This window comes from Sneathiella sedimenti (genome assembly GCF_017313765.1).
GTDB lineage: Bacteria > Pseudomonadota > Alphaproteobacteria > Sneathiellales > Sneathiellaceae > Sneathiella > Sneathiella sedimenti.
In genome coordinates this window covers 144,953-166,743 of sequence record NZ_JAFLNC010000002.1, presented here as the reverse complement: position 1 = coordinate 166,743, position 21,791 = coordinate 144,953, and the positions used below count along the sequence as shown (strand labels likewise).

The following is a 21,791-nucleotide window of genomic DNA, read 5'->3' as shown; positions in this document are numbered from 1 at the left end:
CCTATATATTCGTTTTCTATATGTATCCCACTAGTGGGTTACATGTCAATTTATATGATATATACTCCTGTCTGTGGCAGCTTGCATATGCTACAGACGTCGTTTAGATGAGACCTGAGACAGTAAGTAAGGGCGCAAAAGATGGCATCGGATATTTGGAGCGAGGTGACATTTGACCAGGATGATCTCCGGGAGCAAAAGCGTATGGCTGTTTTGCGAACCGGCGCCAGATTATTCAATGAACATGGTTTCGACAGGACGTCGCTGGACGATATAGCTTCAGAACTTAATGTGTCCAAAAGAACGCTGTATTATTACGTGAAGAACAAAGACGATATACTCTTTGAGTGCAATCGGCTGGCACTTGAATTCATGCAGGAAACCATGGCGAATAGCCAGAACAATGACCTCCCTCCCCTCGATCGCATTGCAATGATCATGACGCACTATATGGAATTGCTCTCCAACGATTTCGGCGCCTGCCTAGTTTTATCAAAGGATACGGTCCTTTCCAAAGAGAGCCAGAAGCTTCTTCGGGACGGACGGCGCAAGCTCGATCATGCTGTGCGGGACCTACTGCAAAAAGGTATTGAAGACGGCTCAATCGCACCGTGCGAGCCCAGAACTGCAACGGCTGCTCTTTTCGGTGCCTTCAACTGGGTGCCGCATTGGCGATTGAACGGGAACAGTGAATCCTACGCCGAGATCGGGGAGAGTTTTCTCACTATCTTCCTGAATGGCTTGCGCGTGCGTGATTAACTAAAAATTGTAGTCATGCGGAATTTCCGGAAACACAGGCTTTTTGAACTCAATAATGCCGCTTAAATCGCCGCCTTGAAAATCGGTATTTTTTTGGGCGTATAAGTGATGTTTACGGGAAATTTTGAACTTTCCTACACAGTCAAAATGCAACGTCTTGGCTGCTTTTGAAACTGACATGCACGCTTGTAAAGAACAGCGATAATAAATGAAAAAACAATAATGCAGATATTTACACCAGCTATTCCGAAAACTGAAATAAACGGGCGGCAATTTAGCGAACTGGAACTGCTATGACGACGTCAACGATAGGTGTGTTCGCGTTGTTCAAATGGACGAATGCAAGTGGGCTGGCTCTAAAGTATCGCTGAGAATTTCCCCCACTGGAAACTAATGTGGCTGCACAGGGAAGTGACAAACCGCATAATGATCAGAACTCGATGAAAATTTCGGTGGTGCCGCTTTGATGCAGAGTTCGCTGCCATTCGGGCATCGCCCGTAGAAGCGGCAAGCATTCGGATTCGGATCGACGGGACTGAGCGGATCCCCTTCCAGGCGAAACGCAGAGGCATCCTCTTTGTTGTGACCGGGAATGGCTGAAGTCAGAGCCCGTGTATAGGGGTGCAATGGCTTTGTGAAAATATCTTCTGCTGGCCCTTCCTCTACAATCTGCCCCAGATACATGACAATTACACGGTCACAGAGCAACCGCACGACGTTAAGGTCATGTGACACGAACAGATAACTCATGCCGAGCTCCTGCTTCAGCCGCACCAGTAGTTTCAGGATGACAGCCTGAACCGAGACATCCAGTGCGGAAGTCGGTTCATCGAGAATAAGCAATTTGGGAGACAGGGCGATCGCCCGGGCGATATTCACCCGCGCCTTCTGCCCACCGGAAAGCTGGTGTGGAAACCTGCCGAGCAACTGCAGAGGAAGATCGACCTGCGTCGCAACGGCCTCAACACGCGCCCGCAGTTCCGCTTTGCTTGATAGGCCCGCCAACCGGCGAAGCGGTTCCGCAATGGTATCAAAGGCCGTAAAGCGTGGGTTCAGACTTTCGTGAGGATCCTGAAAAACTATTTGTAGCTCACTTCTTTCAGGCTCAGCATGAAACTGTTTCGCCCGCACCGAGCCGATATCCTTGCCTGCAAATTTGATTGATCCGCTCGTGCTATCGGAAAGCCTGGCCAGCATGCCCACCAATGTCGATTTTCCACAGCCGGATTCACCGACCAGACCCAGACTCTCGCCCTTGGAAATCACAAAATTCACACCATCAACCGCATGAAGCACTTGGGTATCTTTCGGTGCATTGGTGAACCGGTTTCTAATCCACGATACTAAGGAGCCATCGGAAAGGCCCTTGCCGCCAAGCGTATAGTACTTTTTAAGGTCAAATACTTCCAGCAATGCGCTCATAGCGGCCTCTGACAGTTGACGAAATGATTTGGCGAAACTTCTTTGCTAATCATGGCGGATGAGTCGCAGATTGCCTCATGTCTTTCGCAGCGACCCGAAAAGCGGCAAGGCGGGAGCACGCCACGCAGGTCCGGCAACCCGCCCGGGATTGACGCAATATCGTCCAGATTGCCGCCTCCGTGTGGCGTCGCTTTCATGAGCTTGGCCGTGTAGGGATGACGCGGCGACGTGAACAGGTCATGAGAGGAGCCGCTTTCCACAACATGGCCCGCATGCATGACAATAATCCTGTCGCAATAGTCCGCCGCCATTGCCAGGTCATGGGTTATCAAAACTGTCGCCATATTTCGTTCCCGCGATAGATCCCGGATCAAATCCATGATTGCCGCCTGCGTCGTGACATCAAGTCCGGTCGTCGGCTCGTCCGCGATCAGCAGCTCCGGGCTGCAGGCCAGCGCCATAGCGATCATGATCCGCTGACACATACCGCCCGACAACTCGAAAGGATAGGCATCGAAGCGGCGGTCGGGATCGGGAATACGCACCGTTTTCAGAGACTTAATCACTTTTTCGCGGAGGTTCTGCCGGTCAGCCATATTATGGCGGTGCAGCACATCGCCTATTTGCTTGCCTACAGTGCGGATGGGATTAAGAGACGTTCGGGGACTTTGAAAAATCATCGACGCCTGTTGACCTCGCATCGTCTGCAACACTGCTTCACCGGCACCAAGGACATCCAGCCCACCGAGCGAAATCGAACCCGCAGTGACATGGCCGGCAGGATCAAGAATTCCCATCGCCGTGAGTGCCGAAACAGATTTACCTGATCCACTCTCACCAACGATACCGACAATCTCGCCGCGAAACACCTCCAGAGAGACATCCTCAAGAGCCTTTACAACGCCACTTCGGGTACGGAATTCGACAGACAGATTTTTGATATCCAGAAGGGGAAAGGTATTCGACATTTTTTTCTCCGTCATGTCCGTCGCCTTGGATCGATAAGGTCGCGCAATCCATCTCCAAGCAGGTTAAACGTGAATACAGCCAGCATCAGGGCAAGACCCGGGAAGATAGCGAGCCACCACTCGCCTGAAACGATGTATCCGGCGCCCTCCGCGACCATAATCCCCCATTCCGCGGTTGGAGGACGAACGCCAAGCCCGATAAAGGACAAGCCAGCCGCATTCAGGATCGCCCACCCCATGTTCAGCGAGACCTGCACCATCAACGGCGGCAGGGTGTTCGGATATATATGCGTGGCAAGCAGACGGAGCGACGAATTTCCGGCAAGGCGCGCCGCCAGCACAAAATCCGCGGAGCGACGGACATTGACCTCTGTACGCGACACCCGGGCGTAAAATGGCAGGTTGATGATAGCTGTAGCGTAAACAATATTTTCCACACTATTGCCAAGTGCCGCGACGATCCCCATGGCAAGCACGAAGAGAGGAAAGGCCATAATCGTATCCGTGATCCGGCCGACAATACGGTCCACCCAGCCCCCGAAGAAGCCGGCAAGTGACCCTAAAATACTCCCGAAAATAAAGGAGATCGCGACCGCCGAAACGGCAATAGAGAGATCAAGACGGGTCGCGACAACGATCCGGCTGAAGACATCCCGGCCCAGTTGATCCGTACCGAACCAATGGTCCCAGGAAGGAGCTTTCAAACTTTGCGACGCGTTGCTCGCCATCGGATCATATGGAACGATTGATGGGCCGATAACGGCGGCGATAATCAACAGTACAAACATGGCTCCCGCAATCAGAGTTACCGGATTCTCGGTAAGAACGTAGCGGAGGTGTTTAATAAATTCTTTCATCGTAGAGGTTTAGCTTTCAAGGCCGACGCGTGGATCCACCAGCGTATAGACGATATCGATCGTTAGGTTGAGCAGGACATAAAGAATTGCCATTGCCAGTACAAACCCCTGCACCGCCGCATAGTCGGACACGATCAATGCTTCAATGGCGAAGGAACCGATGCCCGGCCAGGCAAAGACTTTTTCCACCAGAACATTCGATCCCAGCATAAAGGAGAACACCATCCCCAACGTCGTCAGGATGGGGAGTAATGCATTTCGGAACGCATAGGTATACAAAACAGTCGAGCGCTTGAGACCTGAGGCGCGTGCCGTTCGAATAAAGTCAGACGACAGAACCTGCAGCATCGCGCCGCGGGTCATCCGGGCGAGCGGTGCGAGGGTAAAAATGCCCAACGTAATGGCGGGAAGTATCATTTGCGACAGGGCCGCGCCAAAAGTCTCGAAATCACCGTCAAGTAGAGCATCGATAGTATAAAAACCGGTTATCGACGGAGGTGACAGGTATATGATATCCAGGCGCCCTAACGGAGCCGGAGCAATTCCGAGAATATAGTAGAACAGATAAACCATAAACAGGCCGGTGAAAAAGACCGGCAGGGAAACGCCGGCGGTCACCACAATCCGGCAAAACTGGTCAACCCAGCTATTGGGCCGTGTCGCCGCCGCTATTCCGAGCGGAAGGGCCACACCAATCGAAAACAGGAGGGCCAGAAAGGTGAGCTCCAGGGAGGCTGGCAGCCGCCTGATTAACTCCTCCTTGACCGACAGCCCTGTGCTGACCGACACGCCAAGGTCTCCGCGGGCAAGATTGCTCGCGTAAATCCAGAACTGTTCAAGCATACTTTTGTCTAAGCCGAGAGATGTTCTGATTTCCTGTATGGACTTCTCGGTAGCCGCAGGACCTGCAAAATACACCGCCGGATCGCCTGGCAAGGCGCGGGTCAGGATGAAGGTCACAATGATAATACCAATTATCGAAGGTATAGCCTGAATAAGGCGTCCAAAGATTATGCGGAGCTTGTCACTGCGTTTCATATTTCCAACCCACGGCCTTGACGGTATTTAAACGACGATCTTTATACGCTCGCCTTGTTGAACGAGCGGCAATCAAGCTGCCGGTGAGCATAATACTCATAGCCCGTGATGTTTTTCTGCATCGCGACGTCAAGATAAGGCTGGTATACCGGGATCAACGGAACATCTTCAAAGAAGATACTCAGGAGCTTTTTAATATTCGGCTCATATTGCGGATCACTCACTTCCATTTTCAAAGTGGCATCCGTAATTTTCTCGACTTCCGGATTGGAGTAATTCATCGAGTTGAATAGCCGATCCTTCTGATAAACCCAGAATGAATAATAGTCTGGATAGTTCAGCCAGCCGCCAAAGTCCTTGATGTGCATTGGCAGTTTCTTTTCGACCAATGCCGCCGTTCGCCAGTTTGCGCCCGGAATCTTCTCGATCGTTGCCTTGATTCCAACTTTCTCAAGACTTTCCTGAAGCAGCAGACACATGGGCTCTGACCATTGCGCGAGACCAAGATTAAAAGATAGGGGGACTTCAAACCCCTGCTCATAACCGGCTTCCTTCAACAGAGCCTTCGCCTTGTCGTAATCCGTATTATACGGAAACGGTTGTGGCCATTCGATTGTCGCCGGTGTCAGGGACTTGCCGCCCCATAACGGAATTCCGCGTTCAAAAGCTGCCTGCTTGAAAATCTGGTCGTAGGGCACTGAGTAGGCAATTGCCTGGCGGACCAGTTTGTTGGCGAAAGGCTCAAAATTCAAATTCAGACCGATGGAGATCATGGAGTTTTCGATTGGCACACCGGTGATTGTGTACTTACCGGACGCATTTAGTTCCGCGAAATCTTTTGGCGGCATTTCAAGGGAGACATCCGCATCGCCTTTTTCAAGCAACGCGCGGCGCGTCGAGGCCGATGGGATTTCGCGGATAATCACGCGCGATATGCCGGGTAGCTCACCGTTTTTCCATTCCTCAAATCGCTTATACACTACCTGCTGGCCTGGATCCCAGCGCTCCAGCATAAAGGCGCCACTGCCTGCAGGTGTGCGATGTAAATATTCGGTTGCCCAGGGATCGTCGGCCGTCGCGTGTTTTTTTGCGAGCTCGGAGTTAAAAATAATCGGCACCGGCACGCCCAGATCGGGCAGCGTCATCTTATCCGGGCGCGTCAGCTTAATGACAAAAGTATCCGCATCGATAGCTTCAAACTGCTCAGGCTTTTCTAGCGAACCGGCTTTCATCTGCACTGTCGGGAAACCACCAAGGCTTACAGCCCTGTCAAACGACCACTTCACGTCATAGGCGGTAATCGGGGCACCGTCCCAGAAGGTTGCGCCCTTACGCATCTTGAAGGTAATCGTCATTCCGTCCGGCGATACAACCCATGATTCCGCGGCTTCCGGCTCCAATTTGGAATAGTCATACATCAAGGTGCCATTGGCCAGCGTCTTCGTCGAATACCCGACTAATCGGTCGTACAGATTGACAGCGATCTGGTAACTTGGCCGGTTTGTGCCTTTACGCTGAATATCCATGCTGTTCGGACCGTTTCCGCTCACGACGACAAGCGTATCGTCCCTCCCCGCCGCTTCGGCCGGTAAAAATCTAAGAAAGGGAATGACGGCGGCACCACCTGCGGCGCCCATTGTTTTAAGAAAATCTCTTCTTCGCATGCTTCGTCTCCTGGATAGAACTCATGTCGATTTTAAGCTCAAGGTCTTTTGTATAGCGGCCTGCGGGAACAGAATTCCATGCGACCATTACTCAAGGAGCACTACAACAGGATATAGCGGTGCAGTATGCTGCTATTTTTTTTCACCAATGCTGCAAAAAATGCATCAGACTAAATTTTCAGGGGATAAATATGGAAAGACCGGTCACATTATTCGTAGCGAAGTTGAAGTGACTTGGTTATTTGATCGGCGAAACGCGCCACGGCAACAGGCAATGTACGGCCGCGTAGCTGGCCAATATAAATCAGCCCAGTAGGCACATCACGAAGGTCAATCGGGCGCGCGACAGACCCTTTGGGTATATCTTCCATCGGCAAGCCAATCGGAATCTGGAACGATATGACACCTTCGGCCTGCGTATGATTGCGCAGGAACTCGAAACTGTCCGATTCAATAACTGGATTCAAGACAATGGGCGAATCCACGAGCGCGAGTTCCAACAAATACCTCACACCATAGGGATTGGTCGGCAAGGCAATGGGGTGTTGAAGGCAGTCCCGCAGTCTCAGTGTTTCATGGCTGGCAAGCGGATGGCTATCGGACATCACACCATAGACTTGCTGACGAACGGTAAGAATTGTCTGAAACTCCGCGAGCCTTACGGGTTCGAACACTAACGCGAGGTCGGCGGTATGATCGACAAGCGCCTGCTCGGCCGCGGCCCTGTCACGCAAGTAAACGCCAAATGTCACCGCCGGATGCTCTTTTCTGTAAGTGGCAATTTGTTGCGGAAGGAAATAGGGAAGCAAAGCCTGACTGCAGGCAATCGATACATGCCCCCGCCGGATACCTGAGAGATCGGCGATTTGTGACCTGACCCGTTCCATGTCCGAGAGCTGATTGCGAATATGATGGACGAGAATTTCCCCGGCGCTATTAAGCCGTACGCCACGCGGCAGCCGCTCGAAAATAGGAACGCCAAGCTCCTCTTCTATGGCCAGGATGCGGCGATTCAGAGCCGTAGACGTTATCGCCAGTACGTCTGCCGCCTTTCGGATCGACCCGACACGGGCGACTGTATCGATATAACGTATTGTGGTCAGATGCTTCATAAACGCCCCTCCCGGAGCAACTACTGCTGCATTTTTTGCAGCATCTTGATGAATTTATAGCAGAAGACAGAGACGCTCGCACCTGCAAAATTAGATTTATCAGAGATGAAAGATTGTGCTCCGGCGCTGGATTTAGAGCAGTTGACCCGCCCTGCACTCAAAATTTCAGATCGCTCAATATCAGGAGAAATTCCATGAGCATCCAAAACAAAACCTCCCGTCGTAACCTTCTAAAATCAACGGTCGGTCTTGCCGGCTTGGCCACAATGAGCTCAATCCTTCCGGTGAACCGGGCCTTTGCCGCCGACTTGACCGTCGGCTTTATCTATGTCGGCGCAAAGGATGACTATGGTTATAATCAGGCCCATGCGGAGGGCGCAGCCGCCGTCAAGGCAATTGAAGGTGTAACTGTTGTTGAAGAGGAAAATGTTCCGGAAGACGTCAGCGTCCAGAAAACCATGGAGTCGATGATCAATTTCGACAGTGCTTCTCTCATATTCCCAACATCGTTTGGTTATTTCGACCCGCATATTCTCACTATGGCCAAGAAATATCCCGATGTCCGTTTTGAACATGCTGGCGGTATGTGGCAGGCGGACAAGCATCCCATGAATGTCGGCTCCTATTTCGGTTATATTGGCATGGGGCAATATCTGAATGGCATCGCCGCGGGTCACGCGACGAAAACCAAAAAAATTGGCTTTGTTGCCGCGAAACCGATCCCGCAGGTTCTTCTCAATATCAACTCCTTCCTGCTGGGAGCACGGGCCGTCGATCCGACTATCACCTGTCAGGTTATTTTCACCGGGGAATGGTCCCTCGCCGTCAAGGAGGCGGAAGCGACCAATGCCCTGGCAGACCAGGGCGCAGATGTCATCACTTGCCATGTCGACGGACCGAAGGTGGTTATGGAAACGGCGGCTGGCCGTGGTGCCTTTGTCTGCGGCTATCACGCGAACCAAAGCTCGCTCGCACCGGATAAATATCTGACCGGCGCAGAGTGGAACTGGGCAAAGGTCTATACGGATATGGTGAATACGATGAAGGACGGCGGCACCATCGATAACTTCATCCGCGGCGGCCTTAAGGAAGGCTTTATCAAGATGAGCCCTCTCGGCCCTGCCGTCCCAGAGGCCGGACGCAAGCAATTTGAGGAAACACAAGCCGAAATCCTCAAGGGCGGCTTTGCGGCTATCAAGGGACCGCTGAATGACAACAAAGGAAATGTCATCGCTACAGCAGGCCAATCCTTTGTAGAAACAGATGTTGCGCTCGAAAGCATGAACTACCTCGTTGAAGGCGTCATCGGATCCACCAACTAGGCGGGCAGAGCAATGGCCGAGCAATCATTGGCTCAATTACCCATAACTGCGGCGTCCGGTCCCTTATCCAAAGCGGTTCGGCGGTCGGAGGGGGTGGTTATTCCGATCGCGGCCCTGTTATGTGGGTTGCTCGCTTTCAGCCTCTTTCTGCTCGTTGTCGGCAAATCACCGATTGAATTCTACCAATTGATTTATAAAGCGGGTTTCGGGACAGCCTTCTCCTGGCAAAACACGTTGTCCCGTTCCGCGCCGCTTCTGCTCGCGGCGCTGTGCGTCGCCCTGCCCGCACGGCTCGGGCTGGTCATTATCGGTGGCGAAGGGGCAATCGTTCTGGGCGGTGTCGCGACAGGTGCGTGTGCATCCCTGTTGATGAATGCCCCCGCCCTTCTGGCGATCCCCACAATGATGGCCGCCGGCGCGTTGGCGGGCGCCGTCTGGATTGGCGCAGTCGGCGCCATGCGGCATTATCGTGGCGTCAATGAAACCATCTCAAGCCTGCTAATGGCCTATATCGCTATTGCCATCATGAACCAGCTTGTCGAAGGCCCACTTCGTGACCCGGCCAGCCTGAACAAGCCGTCGACACTGCCGCTTGCCGAACATCTGCGGGTAGGCAGTTTGCCGGGAATGGATGTCCATTGGGGCCTCGCAGCCGGGATCATCGCCTGTGTATTTTCCTGGATACTCATCGAGAAGACAAGCTGGGGATTTGCCGCGCGGATTGCTGGCGGAAATGTGCGCGCGGCCCAGATCCAGGGGCTTCCCGTCGGCAAGCTCATTGTCGGCTTTACGGCGCTAGGGGGCGCATTCGGAGGATTGGCGGGCATGTTCGAGGTTTCTGCTGTGCAGGGTGCGGCCAATGCCTCGATTGCTGCTGGGTTTGGGTATACAGGCATCCTGATCGCCTTTCTCGCGCGGCAGAATCCTTTGGCGATTATTCCTGTTGCCATCCTTCTCGGTGGTATCGAGGCGTCCAGCGGCCTTATTCAGCGGCGCATGGATTTGCCGGATGCCACCGTCCTGGTCATGCAGGGATTTATTTTCATTGCGATCCTGATCAGCGAAACTTTTTACGGAAAACTCCGGATTTTTGATCCGGATGGATGGAGGTCGTAATGGGAGAAGATATCGGCCTGTGGGGCGTGCCTCTCGCAATTATCGGCGGCGCAATCCGCGTCTCCACCCCGTTTCTTTTTGTCAGCCTCGGAGAGTGTCTGACGGAACGGTCCGGGCGGATCAATCTGGGGCTGGAAGGAACGCTCGTGTTCGGCGCCATGTCCGCTTATGCAATCGCTTATGAAACCGGGTCGCCCTGGCTGGGCGTCCTGGCAGCGATGATCGCGGGCACGATTTTCGGGCTCCTGCATGGCTGGATTTGCAGCCTTCCGAAAGTCAACGATATTGCCATCGGGATAGCGTTGATGCTGTTCGGAATGGGTCTTGCCTTCTTTTTCGGCAAATCATTTATCCAGCCCGTCGCACCGGATTTGCCTGCAATCAGTTTCGGCTTTTGGTCGGATTACCCACAGGTTCAAGCCGCGCTAAAGGTGAATATCCTGTTCCTGATCGGGATCGCTGCCTCGCTCGGGCTTTGGTGGATGCTGCGAAATACGAAAATCGGACTGCGCATTCGCGTTGTTGGCGATAGCACCGATGCCGCCCGCGCTATGGGTCTGCGTCCGAACGTAGTGAAACTTCTGTCAACTGCGGCCGGTGGTGCGTTTGCCGGCGTCGGCGGTGCCTATCTTTCCCTTTATTATCCGGGAAGCTGGAACGAGGGCATCTCGTCCGGACAAGGCCTGATGGCGGTGGCGCTCGTGATCTTTGCCCGCTGGAACCCGATCTACTGCTTCTGGGCAGCCCTCCTTTTTGGTGGCGCGGGCGCATTGGGACCAGCCCTGCAATCAGTTGGAGTGACGCAAGGTTATTATCTTTTCTACGCCGCCCCTTATGTGCTGACGCTTGTTGTCATGATCTTTACGAGCTCGGCCGCGAAAACCATGACCGGTGCGCCTGCAGAACTAAGCATAACGAAATAGCGGCAGGAATGAGCAAGCAGACGACAAAAGCGGGATCAATATTGGAGGTGATTGAATGAGTACTATAGACGCAGATCCTTATCCCTGGCCCTACAATGGCGACCTGAGGCCCGACAATACAGCCTTAATTATCATCGACATGCAGACCGACTTCTGCGGCGTCGGCGGATATGTCGACCAGATGGGATATGATCTTAGTCTGACGAGAGCACCGATTGAGCCCATTTCCAACGTCCTCAGCGCCATGCGCGCCAAGGGGTATCATATCTTCCACACCCGGGAAGGCCACCGACCTGACCTTGCCGACCTTCCTGACAACAAGCGTTGGCGATCCCGGCAAATTGGCGCGGGTATCGGCGATCCGGGTCCTTGCGGCAAGATCCTTGTTCGAGGCGAGCCTGGCTGGGAAATCATTGATGAACTGGCGCCGCAACCTGCTGAAGCAATTATCGACAAGCCTGGCAAGGGATCCTTCTGCGCCACGGATCTTGAGTTGATGTTACGGGTCCGCGGGATCGAGAATCTGGTACTTACGGGTATCACAACCGATGTCTGCGTCCATACGACAATGCGCGAAGCCAACGACCGGGGGTTTGAATGCCTGCTGTTGGAGGATTGCTGCGCCGCGACTGACCCCGGCAACCACGCCGCCGCGGTTAAAATGGTCAAGATGCAGGGGGGCGTTTTTGGCACAGTTTCCAACAGCGCTACTTTCGTGAGTCAATTGCCATGACCGGCGATAAAGTAAAAGCAGACGATGCGATCGGTATTGAAACCGTCGGCATGACAATGCAGTTTGGCAATTTCACCGCCCTTGATGACGTGTCGATCAAGGTGAAGCCCGGCAGCTTCCATGCCCTGCTCGGTGAGAATGGCGCCGGAAAATCTACCCTGGTCAAATGCATCATGGGATTTTACCACGCCACCAAAGGCCAGCTTATGGTCAATAATCATGAAGTGGAGATACCCGACCCACGTGCGGCACATGCCATCGGTCTTGGGATGGTCTATCAGCATTTCACCCTTGTTCCATCCTTGACCGCGGCGGAAAACCTTGTCATCAGCCGCGATGACGCGCCTGCCATCATAGACTGGCGCAAAGAACGCGAGGCCTTGGCCGACTTTCTGAACACCATGCCCTTCAAGGTCCCGCTCGATCAGCCGGTAATGAGTCTCGCTGCCGGAGAAAAGCAGAAACTGGAAATTCTGAAACAACTTTATCTCGGCCGACGCTTCCTGATCCTGGACGAACCGACCTCGGTTCTTACGCCCGCCGAGGCTGATGAGGTCCTCGGACTGGTGCGCAATCTTTGCAAGGCCGGGAAGATCAGCGTCCTGATGATCTCCCATAAGTTCCGGGAAGTAACAATGTTCGCAGACGAAGTATCCGTTCTACGTCGGGGCGTCATGGTCGGCGGCGGAAAAGTCAGTGACCTCTCGACGGATCAAATGGCGTCAATGATGGTCGGCGCAGACCTGCCCGAACGCAATTCCGACAGAACCGGATCGCCTGGTCATAAAATTCTATCTGTTTCGGGTATCCGCGCCATCGACCGGTCTGGTCTGAAGTCGATCGAAATTGACAAGCTTGATGTCTGTGCGGGTGAAATCGTCGGCATTGCCGGCATCTCCGGAAACGGCCAGATGGAATTAATGGAGATCCTCAACGGTCAACGAAAATATTCTGAAGGGTCGATTTCAATTAAAGGGTTATCCTATTCCGCGACACGCACCGAAGCGCGGGAATTATGCGTGCGCGTATTGCCTGAAGAACCTCTGCGCAATGCCTGTGTGGCCAATATGACGGTCGCAGAAAATATCGGCTTTCGCTATTTCGATGTTAAAAATGGCGGCAGTACACGCTTCTGGATCAATAACCGAGAAATCCGAAATAGGGCGGCCGACCTGGTGTCCGCTTTTAAGGTAAAAACAACTTCATTGGACAGCCTCATTTCCTCTCTCTCCGGCGGTAATGTCCAACGCGCTGTGCTGGCACGAGAACTTACCGGACAGGTTGATCTTCTGGTTATCTCAAACCCCTGTTTCGGGCTCGATTTCTCAGCCGTGGCGGAAATCCGCTCTCGTATTATCACAGCGCGCAATTCTGGATCGGCGGTGTTGCTGATGAGCGAGGATCTCGATGAAATCCTCGAGTTGTCCGACCGGATCATCGTGATGTCCGAGGGTCGCCTTGCCTATGAGACCCTTGCGGCACAAGCTGACGTTGGTGAGATCGGCCGATACATGGCGGGCCATCACGCATGAAATCCACAATGCAGAACCGCTTCACTTTCCGCTTGATATGCATCGAAGCTCTGTCAAACCCGGCGGCTTCAGCGCCAGTCGCGGCAATGACGTCGCACGGCGGCACCAGATACAGTGTTGGAGGCAATGAGTGACTAAACCAGCCATATTCAGTGATCTCGTTCCGGACAGGTGGAAAGATTATGTTTTTGAACCCTTTCAGCCAGGCGTCGAAATCTGCTGGCTGCTTGAGGGCGAACCAGGGGTTGCCCTGCTGAAATACGCACCTGGCGCAAAGGTTCCAAGGCACCGCCATGCCGGTTTGGAGACCATTCTCGTCCTGGATGGATCGCAATCCGATGTGAACGGTCACTATACCAAAGGAACTTATGTAGCCAATCCCAACGACAGCGAACATACCGTCTGGTCCGACGAAGGCTGCGTCGTTCTAATTCAATGGCAACAGCCTGTCGTTTTTGTCGAGGACCCTGAGATAATTTCGGAAAGTGTTAAATCCGATGATTGATATACCTTTTGATATAACCAGCCTGCACCGCGCCTATGGCAATGGAATGCATGTATCCGAAATAATTTCCGAATGCTATCGACGCATAGAGGAGGCGGCTGATCCCGGCATTTTCCTGCAGTTGATCGACCCTGATATGGCACAGGAAGACGCTAAAAAGCTCGGTACGTTCAATCCGATTACAAAACCGTTGTGGGGTATTCCCTTTGCCGTCAAGGACAACATAGATGTTGGCGACATGCCGACGACAGCGGCCTGTCCTGCTTATGATTATAAGGCCGATGCCGATGCCTTTGTCGTCGCCCAGCTTAGAAAGGCCGGAGCGATCCTGGTTGGCAAGACTAATCTTGATCAGTTTGCGACCGGTCTGGTGGGTATTCGCTCACCTTACCCACCGCCCAAAAATGCAGTTGATCCGAAAATCGTTCCCGGCGGATCAAGCTCGGGATCCAGCGTGGCTGTCGCCCGGGGGCTGGTAAGCTTCTCACTTGGCACCGATACAGCAGGTTCCGGGCGGGTACCCGCCGCCCTGAATAACATTGTTGGCCTTAAACCGACCCTTGGCGCACTCTCGGCTTCTGGTGTCGTTCCTGCCTGCAGGACCCTTGATACAATTTCTATTTTCGCGCTGACAGTTGAGGATGCCTATCGTGCCTTTCAGGTGGCAAGCGTGTATGATCCGCGTGATGCCTATTCACGCGAATTGCCTGTCAATGATCTGCAGGAAGTACCCCCGGCATTTCGCGTTGGTGTACCAACAAGAGAAACACGAGAGTTCTTCGGTGATGCGATTCAGTCCGCTTCGTTCGACGACGCAATTGTCTCCATCGGGGCGCTTGGCGGTGACATTGTCGAGATTGATTTTACCCCCTTCTACGATGTGGCGAACATGCTCTACGAAGGAGCCTGGGTGGCGGAGCGTTTCACCGTCATCGCCAATCTTCTGCAAGAAAATCCCGAAGCCGTACATCCTGTAACGCGGGCAATAATAAACAAGGCGAATGATCTATCGGCGGCCGATGCATTTCTTGGAATGTATAGGCTCCAGGAACTGAAGCGTATCGTCGCCCCTCTCATCGAGTCCGTGGATATGTTCTGCGTCCCGTCAATCCCGACATTCTATTCGCTTGCGGATCTCGAAGAAGACCCTATCGGGCCAAATGCGCGGCTTGGCACCTATACCAATTTCGTAAATCTTCTCGATCTTTGTGGGATTGCTGTTCCTGTCGCCGCCCGCACAGATGGACGACCTGGAAGCGTCACACTTCTCGCCAAAGCCGGCAAGGATTCACTTGTTGCCAGCCTTGCCGCGCTTCTGCACTATCGCTCAGAGGTTCGTCTCGGCGCAACTAACTGGCCACTACTGTTACCTCCAGAGATCAAATCCGTCACTTCCGAGAATGAAATCTGTCTCGCAGCGGTCGGCGCACATATGTCCGGCTTACCGTTGAATGGTGAACTCGTTAGTCTTGGCGGTCGGTTTCTTAAGAAGGCAAAGACCGCGCCGAATTATCGGCTCTACAGTCTTGCCGGCGGCCCGCCGTTTCGCCCCGGCCTCATGCGTGAGAAGACTGGAAATATGATCGATCTGGAAATCTGGGCAATTCCCGCTAGGAAATTCGGTGAATTCCTTCGTGGTATTCCGTCGCCACTGGGAATTGGCTCGGTATTGCTTTCCGATGGGACGACAGTTAATGGATTTATCTGCGAACCCGCTGGCCTGGAAGGCGCCACCGATATTACCAAATATGGCGGCTGGCGAAATTTCCTCCACGCGGATTAGCGGCGCCAGACCATCAAGCCCGTTCCTCTGAGTAGTGTTCCGATGGTTAGACTACCCAGGGGCCGCGCTCCTCCGTATTGTTGTAACGGGCCCGACACATAACACTGCGCTGGAACCCGTTTTATGCCACAATAGCTTCAGGCACAAAGACTGAAGTCGCATCAAATCTTTTACCGGCACGCAAGCAAAATGTCGGCCTGATGAGTTTTTCCGCGATCACGCTTTCTCCGCTGTTGTCAGATAGCTTGAAGCGTCCTGTTTCAATTTTCAGGACCGAGATATCCGCTTCTCGACCCACGGCAATGCTGCCGAGTTCATCTTCCATTCGCAGTAATTTTGCTGGATGAGAGGTAACCATCTCAATGACTTGTTCTAATGCAACACCGAGATGCAAGAGCTCCGACATGGCAATCGTCAGGTTAAACGGCGCAACGCCGGAAAACGGATTTGCAGCGCGTTCAGATTTATCGGCAGCGTCGGGAATAGCGACATTATAGCCATGCATATCCGCTCCGAGCGTATAAGGTATGATACCGGCATCCAGAATGCGGCGGGCGACTTCAAAACTGAAATGCGAGCCATGCCCGACATCCACCAGAATCTGTTTCTGCTTCACAGCTTCGAGCAAAATCGGATGGATCTCCCCTTCATCGGAAACAAATCCTCCGGGATGACGGGTGAATGGATGCGCCAGCACATCCCCTTCCTTCATGATCGGCAGCAATTCTCTAATAAGCTCCTCTGATGACGGGATTGGCGCGCTGTCGGCTGTCGGCCAAAGCTGACCTAGATGGATATAGAGCGGGAGATTAACAGCGGTCGCGATTTCCTGTCCGATCTTGATGACTTCCATGCCCCAACGCGACTGGCCGCCAATTTCCGCATGGGCTTTTATCCCTTTGACGATATCGAGGTTTTTCTTTGCCACAGAGATAGTATGCTCGGCATTGACACCGTTCGGTCCATAGAGATCAGGATACAAATGACCCTCAAGGCCGCCGACAAGATAGGCTGAAATAAAGGCAAGGACGCGGCTCGCCGAAGGTTCCGCGATAAATTTGCGGAAACCCCCTATCGTCATGCAACTCGGCCCACCCTGATCGATCAGAGTCGTCACGCCGGAATAGACCCCGACTAAATCGGGTGACAAACCGAATTTTCCGGTCACATGTTCATACACATGAGCGTGGGTGTCGATCATTCCGGGAATGACATGATGATCGGTGACATCCATCCGCTCTTCCGCCGCTACGGATTTGAGGCTTTCGCTCACTGCCGTGATGATGCCGTCCTGAATCCCGATGTCATATTGTCCGCTCAATCCAGTTGCCGGATCAATTAATGTGCCGTTCTCCAGCACGACATCAAGGGGTTTCATGTTGCTCATCGATGGCTTCCTTTTACTTTGTGACAACGCGTTAAAGGGAATATATCCCGCGGCGCATAATGGGAAAAGAAAAAAAGTTGTAATAGCTAAAATAATATCTACAATTATTTTTTAAATTCCGTTAATGTGATTTTGTGCAATGCAATATCTGTGGGTTTGAGAAGATCTCCGACATCTCTCTCCCGTCAGGGCATCGCGTTAATTCTAGGCAGTTGGGTGCCGGTTTTTGCAAGGGAAAGGTTGATATGGCGGACGGTCAGGATGTCAAAGAGCGCAGCAAGGGTATCGGCGCACGCCTTATGCGAAAAGAAGATGATCGCTATTTGAATGGCAAGGGGCGCTATGTTGCCGATATACGGATGCCGGGCATGCTGGAGTTGGCCTTTTTAAGGAGCCCGCTTGCTCACGCCCGAATAATCTCCCAAGCGAAACCGGACCAGACGGACAGCTGGGTGTTTTTTGGCCGGGATCTTGACGGCGTATCCGGGATTCGAGCCGTATCCGGGCTGCCGGGTTTTCGCCCTTCAACCCAGCCCATACTGGCAGATGAGAAAGTTCGCCATGTAGGCGAGCCAATTGCAGCCTGTCTTGCCGATAGCAGAGCAAAAGCCGAAGACCTGGCAGAAAAAATCGATGTTGTCTTTGATGAATTGCCGGCGGTCCATGACATGACCAAAGCTCGTGACAAGGAGAGCCCCTTGCTGCATGAGGATTGGGAGGAAAATTCCTTCCTTGAAAGCAACGCCGATATCAATTTTGAGGCGGCTATCGCAGAGGCTGACGTTATTATCAAGCGCAGCTTCAAGACAGCACGGCAATGTATGGCGCCCATTGAAGGGCGCGGCCTTATCGCGGTCTGGGACAGGAACCTGGAACTCCTTACTCTCTACTCCGCAACGCAAATGCCCCATATTGTGCGCACTGGCCTTGCGGATTGCCTGAATATGGATCATGGCCAAATTCGGGTGATTGCGCCGGATGTGGGGGGCGGATTCGGTTATAAAGGCATCCTGCTTGCCGAAGAGGTTTGCGCCTGTTACCTCGCCATGAAGCTCGACCGCCCAATCCGATGGATTGAGGATCGGCGTGAACATTTGATCGCGGGAGCCAATTGCCGGGAACATAGCTATGAAATTACAGGCTATGCAAAAGCGGATGGTGAATTGCTGGCTGTGGACTGTACGGCCATCGTCGATTCCGGCGCTTATTCCAGCTATCCTTTCTCTGCCTGCCTTGAGGCTGCGCAGGTCGCCAGCATATTACCGGGCCCCTATGTTATGAAGGGATTTCGTTGCAAGACCTGGTCAGTTGCAACCAACAAACCGCCCATCCTACCCTTTAGGGGCGTCGCCCGGACCGGGGTGTGTTTTGCATTGGAGGTTTTGCTGGACGGTATCGCAAGAGAGTTAAAGATTACGCCCGAAGCCATTCGAGCCCGCAATCTCGTGCAGCCGGAACAGATGCCCTTTACCAATATAACCAACAAATTCTTCGATAGTGGCGATTATCCAGAGGCCTTGAAACGCGCTGTTACCGCAATCGATTTGGACGGCATCCGCAAAGAGCAAAAGGGCCAAACCGGACGCACCCGGATCGGCGTCGGTCTGTCAATATTTTGCGAACAAGGAGCACACGGAACTTCAGTCTATCACGGCTGGGGAATTCCGATGGTCCCGGGGTTTGAGCAGGCCACTGCCCGTCTGACGCCTGACGGTGGACTTGAATTACGGGTTGGGGTTCACAGCCACGGTCAGAGTCTGGAAACCACCCTGGCCCAAATCGCCAATACTGAAATAGGAATTGACCCGGAAAAAATCAAACTTGTTCACGGGGATACGGCTTATACCCCCTACTCCACCGGCACCTGGGGATCGCGTTGCATTGTCATGGCAGGCGGGGCGGTCGGGTCGGCCTGTGAGTTGCTGGGGGAGCGTATCCGTAAAATCGCGGGACATTTAATGCAGGCTGATCCTGCGGATATCAAACTCGAAGGTGGTATGGCATCTGCCGGTAGGAGCACCATCAGTATTGAGGAGGTAGCCCGAACCTGGTACCTCAAACCCCAGTTACTACCCGATGATGTCGATCCAAGAGGTCTGGATGTCGTCGCAGGTTATAAAACCACCAAGGATACGGGCACCTTTTCCTATGCCTGCCATGCGGTGAAGGTCGAGGTTGATATGGATCTAGGTCATATCCGATTGCTCGACTATGTCATTGTTGAGGATGCCGGCACGATGATCAACCCGATGGTTGTGGATGGTCAGGTCTATGGCGGCGCCGCACAGGGAATCGGTACGGCCCTGTTCGAGGAGATGTGCTTTGATGCCTCCGGCCAGCCGCTAGCCTCAACCCTTGCGGATTATCATTTGCCGCTCGCCTCCGATCTGCCGAACATCCGGATTGAGCATATGGAAACCCCTTCCCCTCTGAGCAGGTTTGGTCAGAAAGGTATTGGAGAAAGCGGGGCAATTGGTCCGCCGGCGGCAATTGCAAATGCCGTTAATGATGCCCTTTCCTTCATCGGAGCGGAAGTAGCGGAGGTTCCCATGACGCCGGAGCGGGTGTTGTCAGCAATTGCTCAGGCAGAATTCTCCAAAACAACTGAAGGAGACGTAGCATGAAGCCAGCACTGTTTGACTTTGCGGTTGCACAATCCCTTTCCGACGCCCAGAGCGCCCTTCTTGGGGGACAGAACAAGCTGGTATCCGGAAACCAATCTTTGGGGCCGATGTTGAACTTGCGATTGACCCGACCAGCCGGACTGGTTGATATCTCCCGAGTGCCGGAATTACGCGCAGTTGAGGAACATGAAAATTATGTCCGATTTGGCGCCGCCGTTACCCATGCGGAAATTGAGGACGGGGAGGTTCCGGACCCGACAGGTCACTGGATGCGTAATGCAGCAGCCAATATTGCCTATCGGGCCGTCCGAAATCGCGGAACAATTGGTGGCAGTCTTGCCCATGCGGATCCCGCAGCGGACTGGGTGATCGTAATGACCGGGCTTTGTGCAATGGCTGTTGTAAAAGGGGCTGCCCCAGACGCAACACTGCGCACAATTCCGATGGAGGAATTCATCACTGGCCCCTATAGCACTGCGCTGGGTCCAGAGGACATTCTGACGGCGATAGATGTACCGAAACCGGGTCAAGGCGCGCGCTGGTCTTATTGGAAATACACTCGGCAAGTCGGGGAATTTGCAAAAGCCAGCGCAGCTATACTTATTGACCCGGCAAACAATCGTACCCGCATTACCATTGGAGCACTGGGCCGTCAGCCCGCGTTGATCTCGAACCCCGAAACTATTCTCGACGGAAGCAAATCCCCGATGGAAGCCCTGTCGGTGGCAATTCCGGATCAGCCTGCAACGGCGCTTCATCTCCATGCAGTTGCGCTTTCCAGAGCCCTCGAGCAGATAAAAGTAGCCAAGGAGTTTTCAGCATGACCGAAACGACAGTCGACCTTGTCGTCAATGGGGCGCCAGTTTCCGAGCTCACGGAACCCCGGACCCATCTGGCTGATTTTTTGCGGGAAGATCTGCTCCTGAGCGGGACTCATCTGGGATGCGAACAGGGCGTTTGCGGCGCCTGTACCGTATTTGTTGACGGACGTCCGACACGATCCTGTATTACTCTCGCTGCATCCTGCAAGGGTGCCGAGGTTCGAAGCGTAGAAGGGTTTGATGATGATCCCTTGATGAAAGCACTGCGCGATGCATTCAAACGACACCATGGCCTTCAATGTGGTTATTGCACGCCCGGAATGCTGGTGACGGGTTATGATATTGTCAGGCGACTGCCCGATGCGGATGCGGAACGTGTCCGCAAGGAACTCTCGGGCAATTTATGCCGTTGTACAGGATATGCCGGCATTGTGGCCGCGATTATGGATGTTTTGGAAAACAATCCTCCGGCGGCCAAAGTGCAACCTCACGCAAGAACCCCGCAGAAAACCGAGAAAAGTGCCGCTGGGTCAATCGGGACCGCTTCAGGCGTTGCGTCTCCTGCTGCGGCAGAAAGAAACGTCCCAGCCAGCATACCAGCGAAGTCGTCCCTTGCGGGTGCACCCTCTCTCTCACGAACGATACGTTTCAATGTCTCTGCGTCTGACATCTGGGCCATTGTGTCCGACCCGGAAAAGATCGTATCTTGCATTCCGGGCGGCCAACTCGACAGCATCACGGACGGCAACCTGTTGCAGGGAAAATGCGCCGTTTCCATGGGCCCGATCAAGGCTGCCTTTGCCGGAACCGCCAGGATGGACCTGAATGAGGCCGAGAAGTCCGGTCATGTTATCGGTCGTGGCAAGGATGGGCTCAGCCGTTCGCAACTGGATGGGATGCTTGATTTCAAAATGACCGGCCTTCCGGAAAAGGGATCGGAACTTACACTGGATATGGTCTACAAACTGACGGGTCCGCTTTCACAATTCAGTCGGCCCGCGCTCGTCGCAGAGATTGCAGATCGCATTCTGGATCAGGTTGCCGCCTCAATCGAAGCCCTTGCCAAGGGGGAGGATCCCCACGAAACGCAGCCCCGCAATCTGAATGGCCTGTCTCTGATGGCGTCAGTGTTCATGGGCTGGATAAAAAGGACCTTGAGGTTTCGCTAACTTTGTTTCACTCTTAAAGAAAAAAATGACAATGATGACAATGCAACGGCCGATTT

Annotated in this window: 19 protein-coding genes; 11 read left to right on the top strand and 8 right to left on the bottom strand. The window is 53.4% G+C overall.

Going from position 1 to position 21,791, the window contains the following annotated elements:
* Positions 1-141: 141 nt before the first annotated feature.
* On the top strand, positions 142-759 hold the full coding sequence (locus tag J0X12_RS05965) for a TetR/AcrR family transcriptional regulator (RefSeq protein ID WP_207043263.1): 618 nt from the start codon (positions 142-144) through the stop codon (positions 757-759).
* Between the two features lie 390 nt (positions 760-1,149).
* Here J0X12_RS05965 and J0X12_RS05960 read toward each other — a convergent pair whose 3' ends face one another.
* The 7 genes from J0X12_RS05960 to J0X12_RS05930 form a co-directional block, all read right to left on the bottom strand.
* On the bottom strand, positions 1,150-2,181 hold the full coding sequence (locus J0X12_RS05960) for an oligopeptide/dipeptide ABC transporter ATP-binding protein (RefSeq protein ID WP_207043261.1): 1,032 nt from the start codon (positions 2,179-2,181) through the stop codon (positions 1,150-1,152).
* Positions 2,178-3,164 (bottom strand): ABC transporter ATP-binding protein, encoded by a 987-nt coding sequence (locus J0X12_RS05955; protein WP_207043259.1) that lies wholly within the window; start codon positions 3,162-3,164, stop codon positions 2,178-2,180. Before J0X12_RS05955 ends, J0X12_RS05960 begins: the two co-directional genes overlap by 4 nt.
* The gene (locus J0X12_RS05950; RefSeq protein WP_207043257.1) at positions 3,161-4,006 is read right to left on the bottom strand and encodes an ABC transporter permease; all 846 of its coding nucleotides are present in this window, start codon (positions 4,004-4,006) and stop codon (positions 3,161-3,163) included. The genes J0X12_RS05955 and J0X12_RS05950 overlap by 4 nt, the downstream gene beginning before the upstream one ends.
* A gap of 9 nt (positions 4,007-4,015) precedes the next feature.
* Positions 4,016-5,044 (bottom strand): ABC transporter permease, encoded by a 1,029-nt coding sequence (locus J0X12_RS05945; RefSeq protein WP_207043255.1) that lies wholly within the window; start codon positions 5,042-5,044, stop codon positions 4,016-4,018.
* A gap of 41 nt (positions 5,045-5,085) precedes the next feature.
* Positions 5,086-6,708 (bottom strand): ABC transporter substrate-binding protein, encoded by a 1,623-nt coding sequence (locus J0X12_RS05940; protein ID WP_207043253.1) that lies wholly within the window; start codon positions 6,706-6,708, stop codon positions 5,086-5,088.
* Between the two features lie 209 nt (positions 6,709-6,917).
* Positions 6,918-7,820 carry a LysR family transcriptional regulator gene (locus J0X12_RS05935; RefSeq protein ID WP_207043251.1) on the bottom strand — a complete coding sequence of 301 codons (903 nt, stop codon included), beginning with the start codon at positions 7,818-7,820 and terminating at the stop codon, positions 6,918-6,920.
* A 20-nt stretch (positions 7,821-7,840) separates the two neighbouring features.
* A complete protein-coding gene (locus tag J0X12_RS05930; protein WP_207043249.1) occupies positions 7,841-8,026 on the bottom strand; it encodes a hypothetical protein in 186 nt (61 codons plus the stop codon).
* On the opposite strand from J0X12_RS05930, the gene J0X12_RS05925 reads away from it, so the two are divergent.
* The 7 genes from J0X12_RS05925 (at position 8,015) to atzF (ending at position 15,734) form a co-directional block, all read left to right on the top strand.
* Entirely contained in the window at positions 8,015-9,142 is a 1,128-nt protein-coding gene (locus J0X12_RS05925) for a BMP family ABC transporter substrate-binding protein (protein WP_207043248.1), read from the top strand. The two genes, J0X12_RS05930 and J0X12_RS05925, sit on opposite strands and share 12 nt — an antisense overlap.
* A gap of 12 nt (positions 9,143-9,154) precedes the next feature.
* Positions 9,155-10,258, top strand: coding sequence for an ABC transporter permease (locus J0X12_RS05920; protein WP_207043245.1), 1,104 nt, complete (start codon positions 9,155-9,157; stop codon positions 10,256-10,258).
* A complete protein-coding gene (locus J0X12_RS05915; RefSeq protein WP_207043243.1) occupies positions 10,258-11,181 on the top strand; it encodes an ABC transporter permease in 924 nt (307 codons plus the stop codon). The genes J0X12_RS05920 and J0X12_RS05915 overlap by 1 nt, the downstream gene beginning before the upstream one ends.
* A 55-nt stretch (positions 11,182-11,236) precedes the next feature.
* Entirely contained in the window at positions 11,237-11,914 is a 678-nt protein-coding gene (gene biuH, locus J0X12_RS05910) for a biuret amidohydrolase (RefSeq protein ID WP_207043241.1), read from the top strand.
* A complete protein-coding gene (locus J0X12_RS05905) occupies positions 11,911-13,446 on the top strand; it encodes an ABC transporter ATP-binding protein (RefSeq protein ID WP_207043239.1) in 1,536 nt (511 codons plus the stop codon). The genes biuH and J0X12_RS05905 overlap by 4 nt, the downstream gene beginning before the upstream one ends.
* A 130-nt stretch (positions 13,447-13,576) precedes the next feature.
* Positions 13,577-13,951, top strand: a complete 375-nt coding sequence (locus tag J0X12_RS05900; RefSeq protein ID WP_207043237.1) for a cupin domain-containing protein — start codon at positions 13,577-13,579, stop codon at positions 13,949-13,951.
* Positions 13,944-15,734, top strand: a complete 1,791-nt coding sequence (gene atzF, locus J0X12_RS05895) for an allophanate hydrolase (RefSeq protein ID WP_207043235.1) — start codon at positions 13,944-13,946, stop codon at positions 15,732-15,734. Before J0X12_RS05900 ends, atzF begins: the two co-directional genes overlap by 8 nt.
* A 121-nt stretch (positions 15,735-15,855) precedes the next feature.
* Here the strand turns inward: atzF and J0X12_RS05890 are convergent, their stop codons facing one another.
* Positions 15,856-17,121 (bottom strand): amidohydrolase/deacetylase family metallohydrolase, encoded by a 1,266-nt coding sequence (locus J0X12_RS05890; protein ID WP_207043230.1) that lies wholly within the window; start codon positions 17,119-17,121, stop codon positions 15,856-15,858.
* Between the two features lie 245 nt (positions 17,122-17,366).
* Here J0X12_RS05890 and J0X12_RS05885 point away from each other — a divergent pair, with 245 nt between their 5' ends.
* The 3 genes from J0X12_RS05885 to J0X12_RS05875 are packed head-to-tail and all read left to right on the top strand — an operon-like array spanning position 17,367 to position 21,735.
* A complete protein-coding gene (locus J0X12_RS05885; protein ID WP_207043229.1) occupies positions 17,367-19,745 on the top strand; it encodes a xanthine dehydrogenase family protein molybdopterin-binding subunit in 2,379 nt (792 codons plus the stop codon).
* Complete coding sequence (locus tag J0X12_RS05880) at positions 19,742-20,569, top strand: FAD binding domain-containing protein (RefSeq protein WP_207043228.1); 828 nt, start codon at positions 19,742-19,744, stop codon at positions 20,567-20,569. Before J0X12_RS05885 ends, J0X12_RS05880 begins: the two co-directional genes overlap by 4 nt.
* The gene (locus J0X12_RS05875) at positions 20,566-21,735 is read left to right on the top strand and encodes a 2Fe-2S iron-sulfur cluster-binding protein (protein ID WP_207043227.1); all 1,170 of its coding nucleotides are present in this window, start codon (positions 20,566-20,568) and stop codon (positions 21,733-21,735) included. The genes J0X12_RS05880 and J0X12_RS05875 overlap by 4 nt, the downstream gene beginning before the upstream one ends.
* Positions 21,736-21,791: the final 56 nt, after the last annotated feature.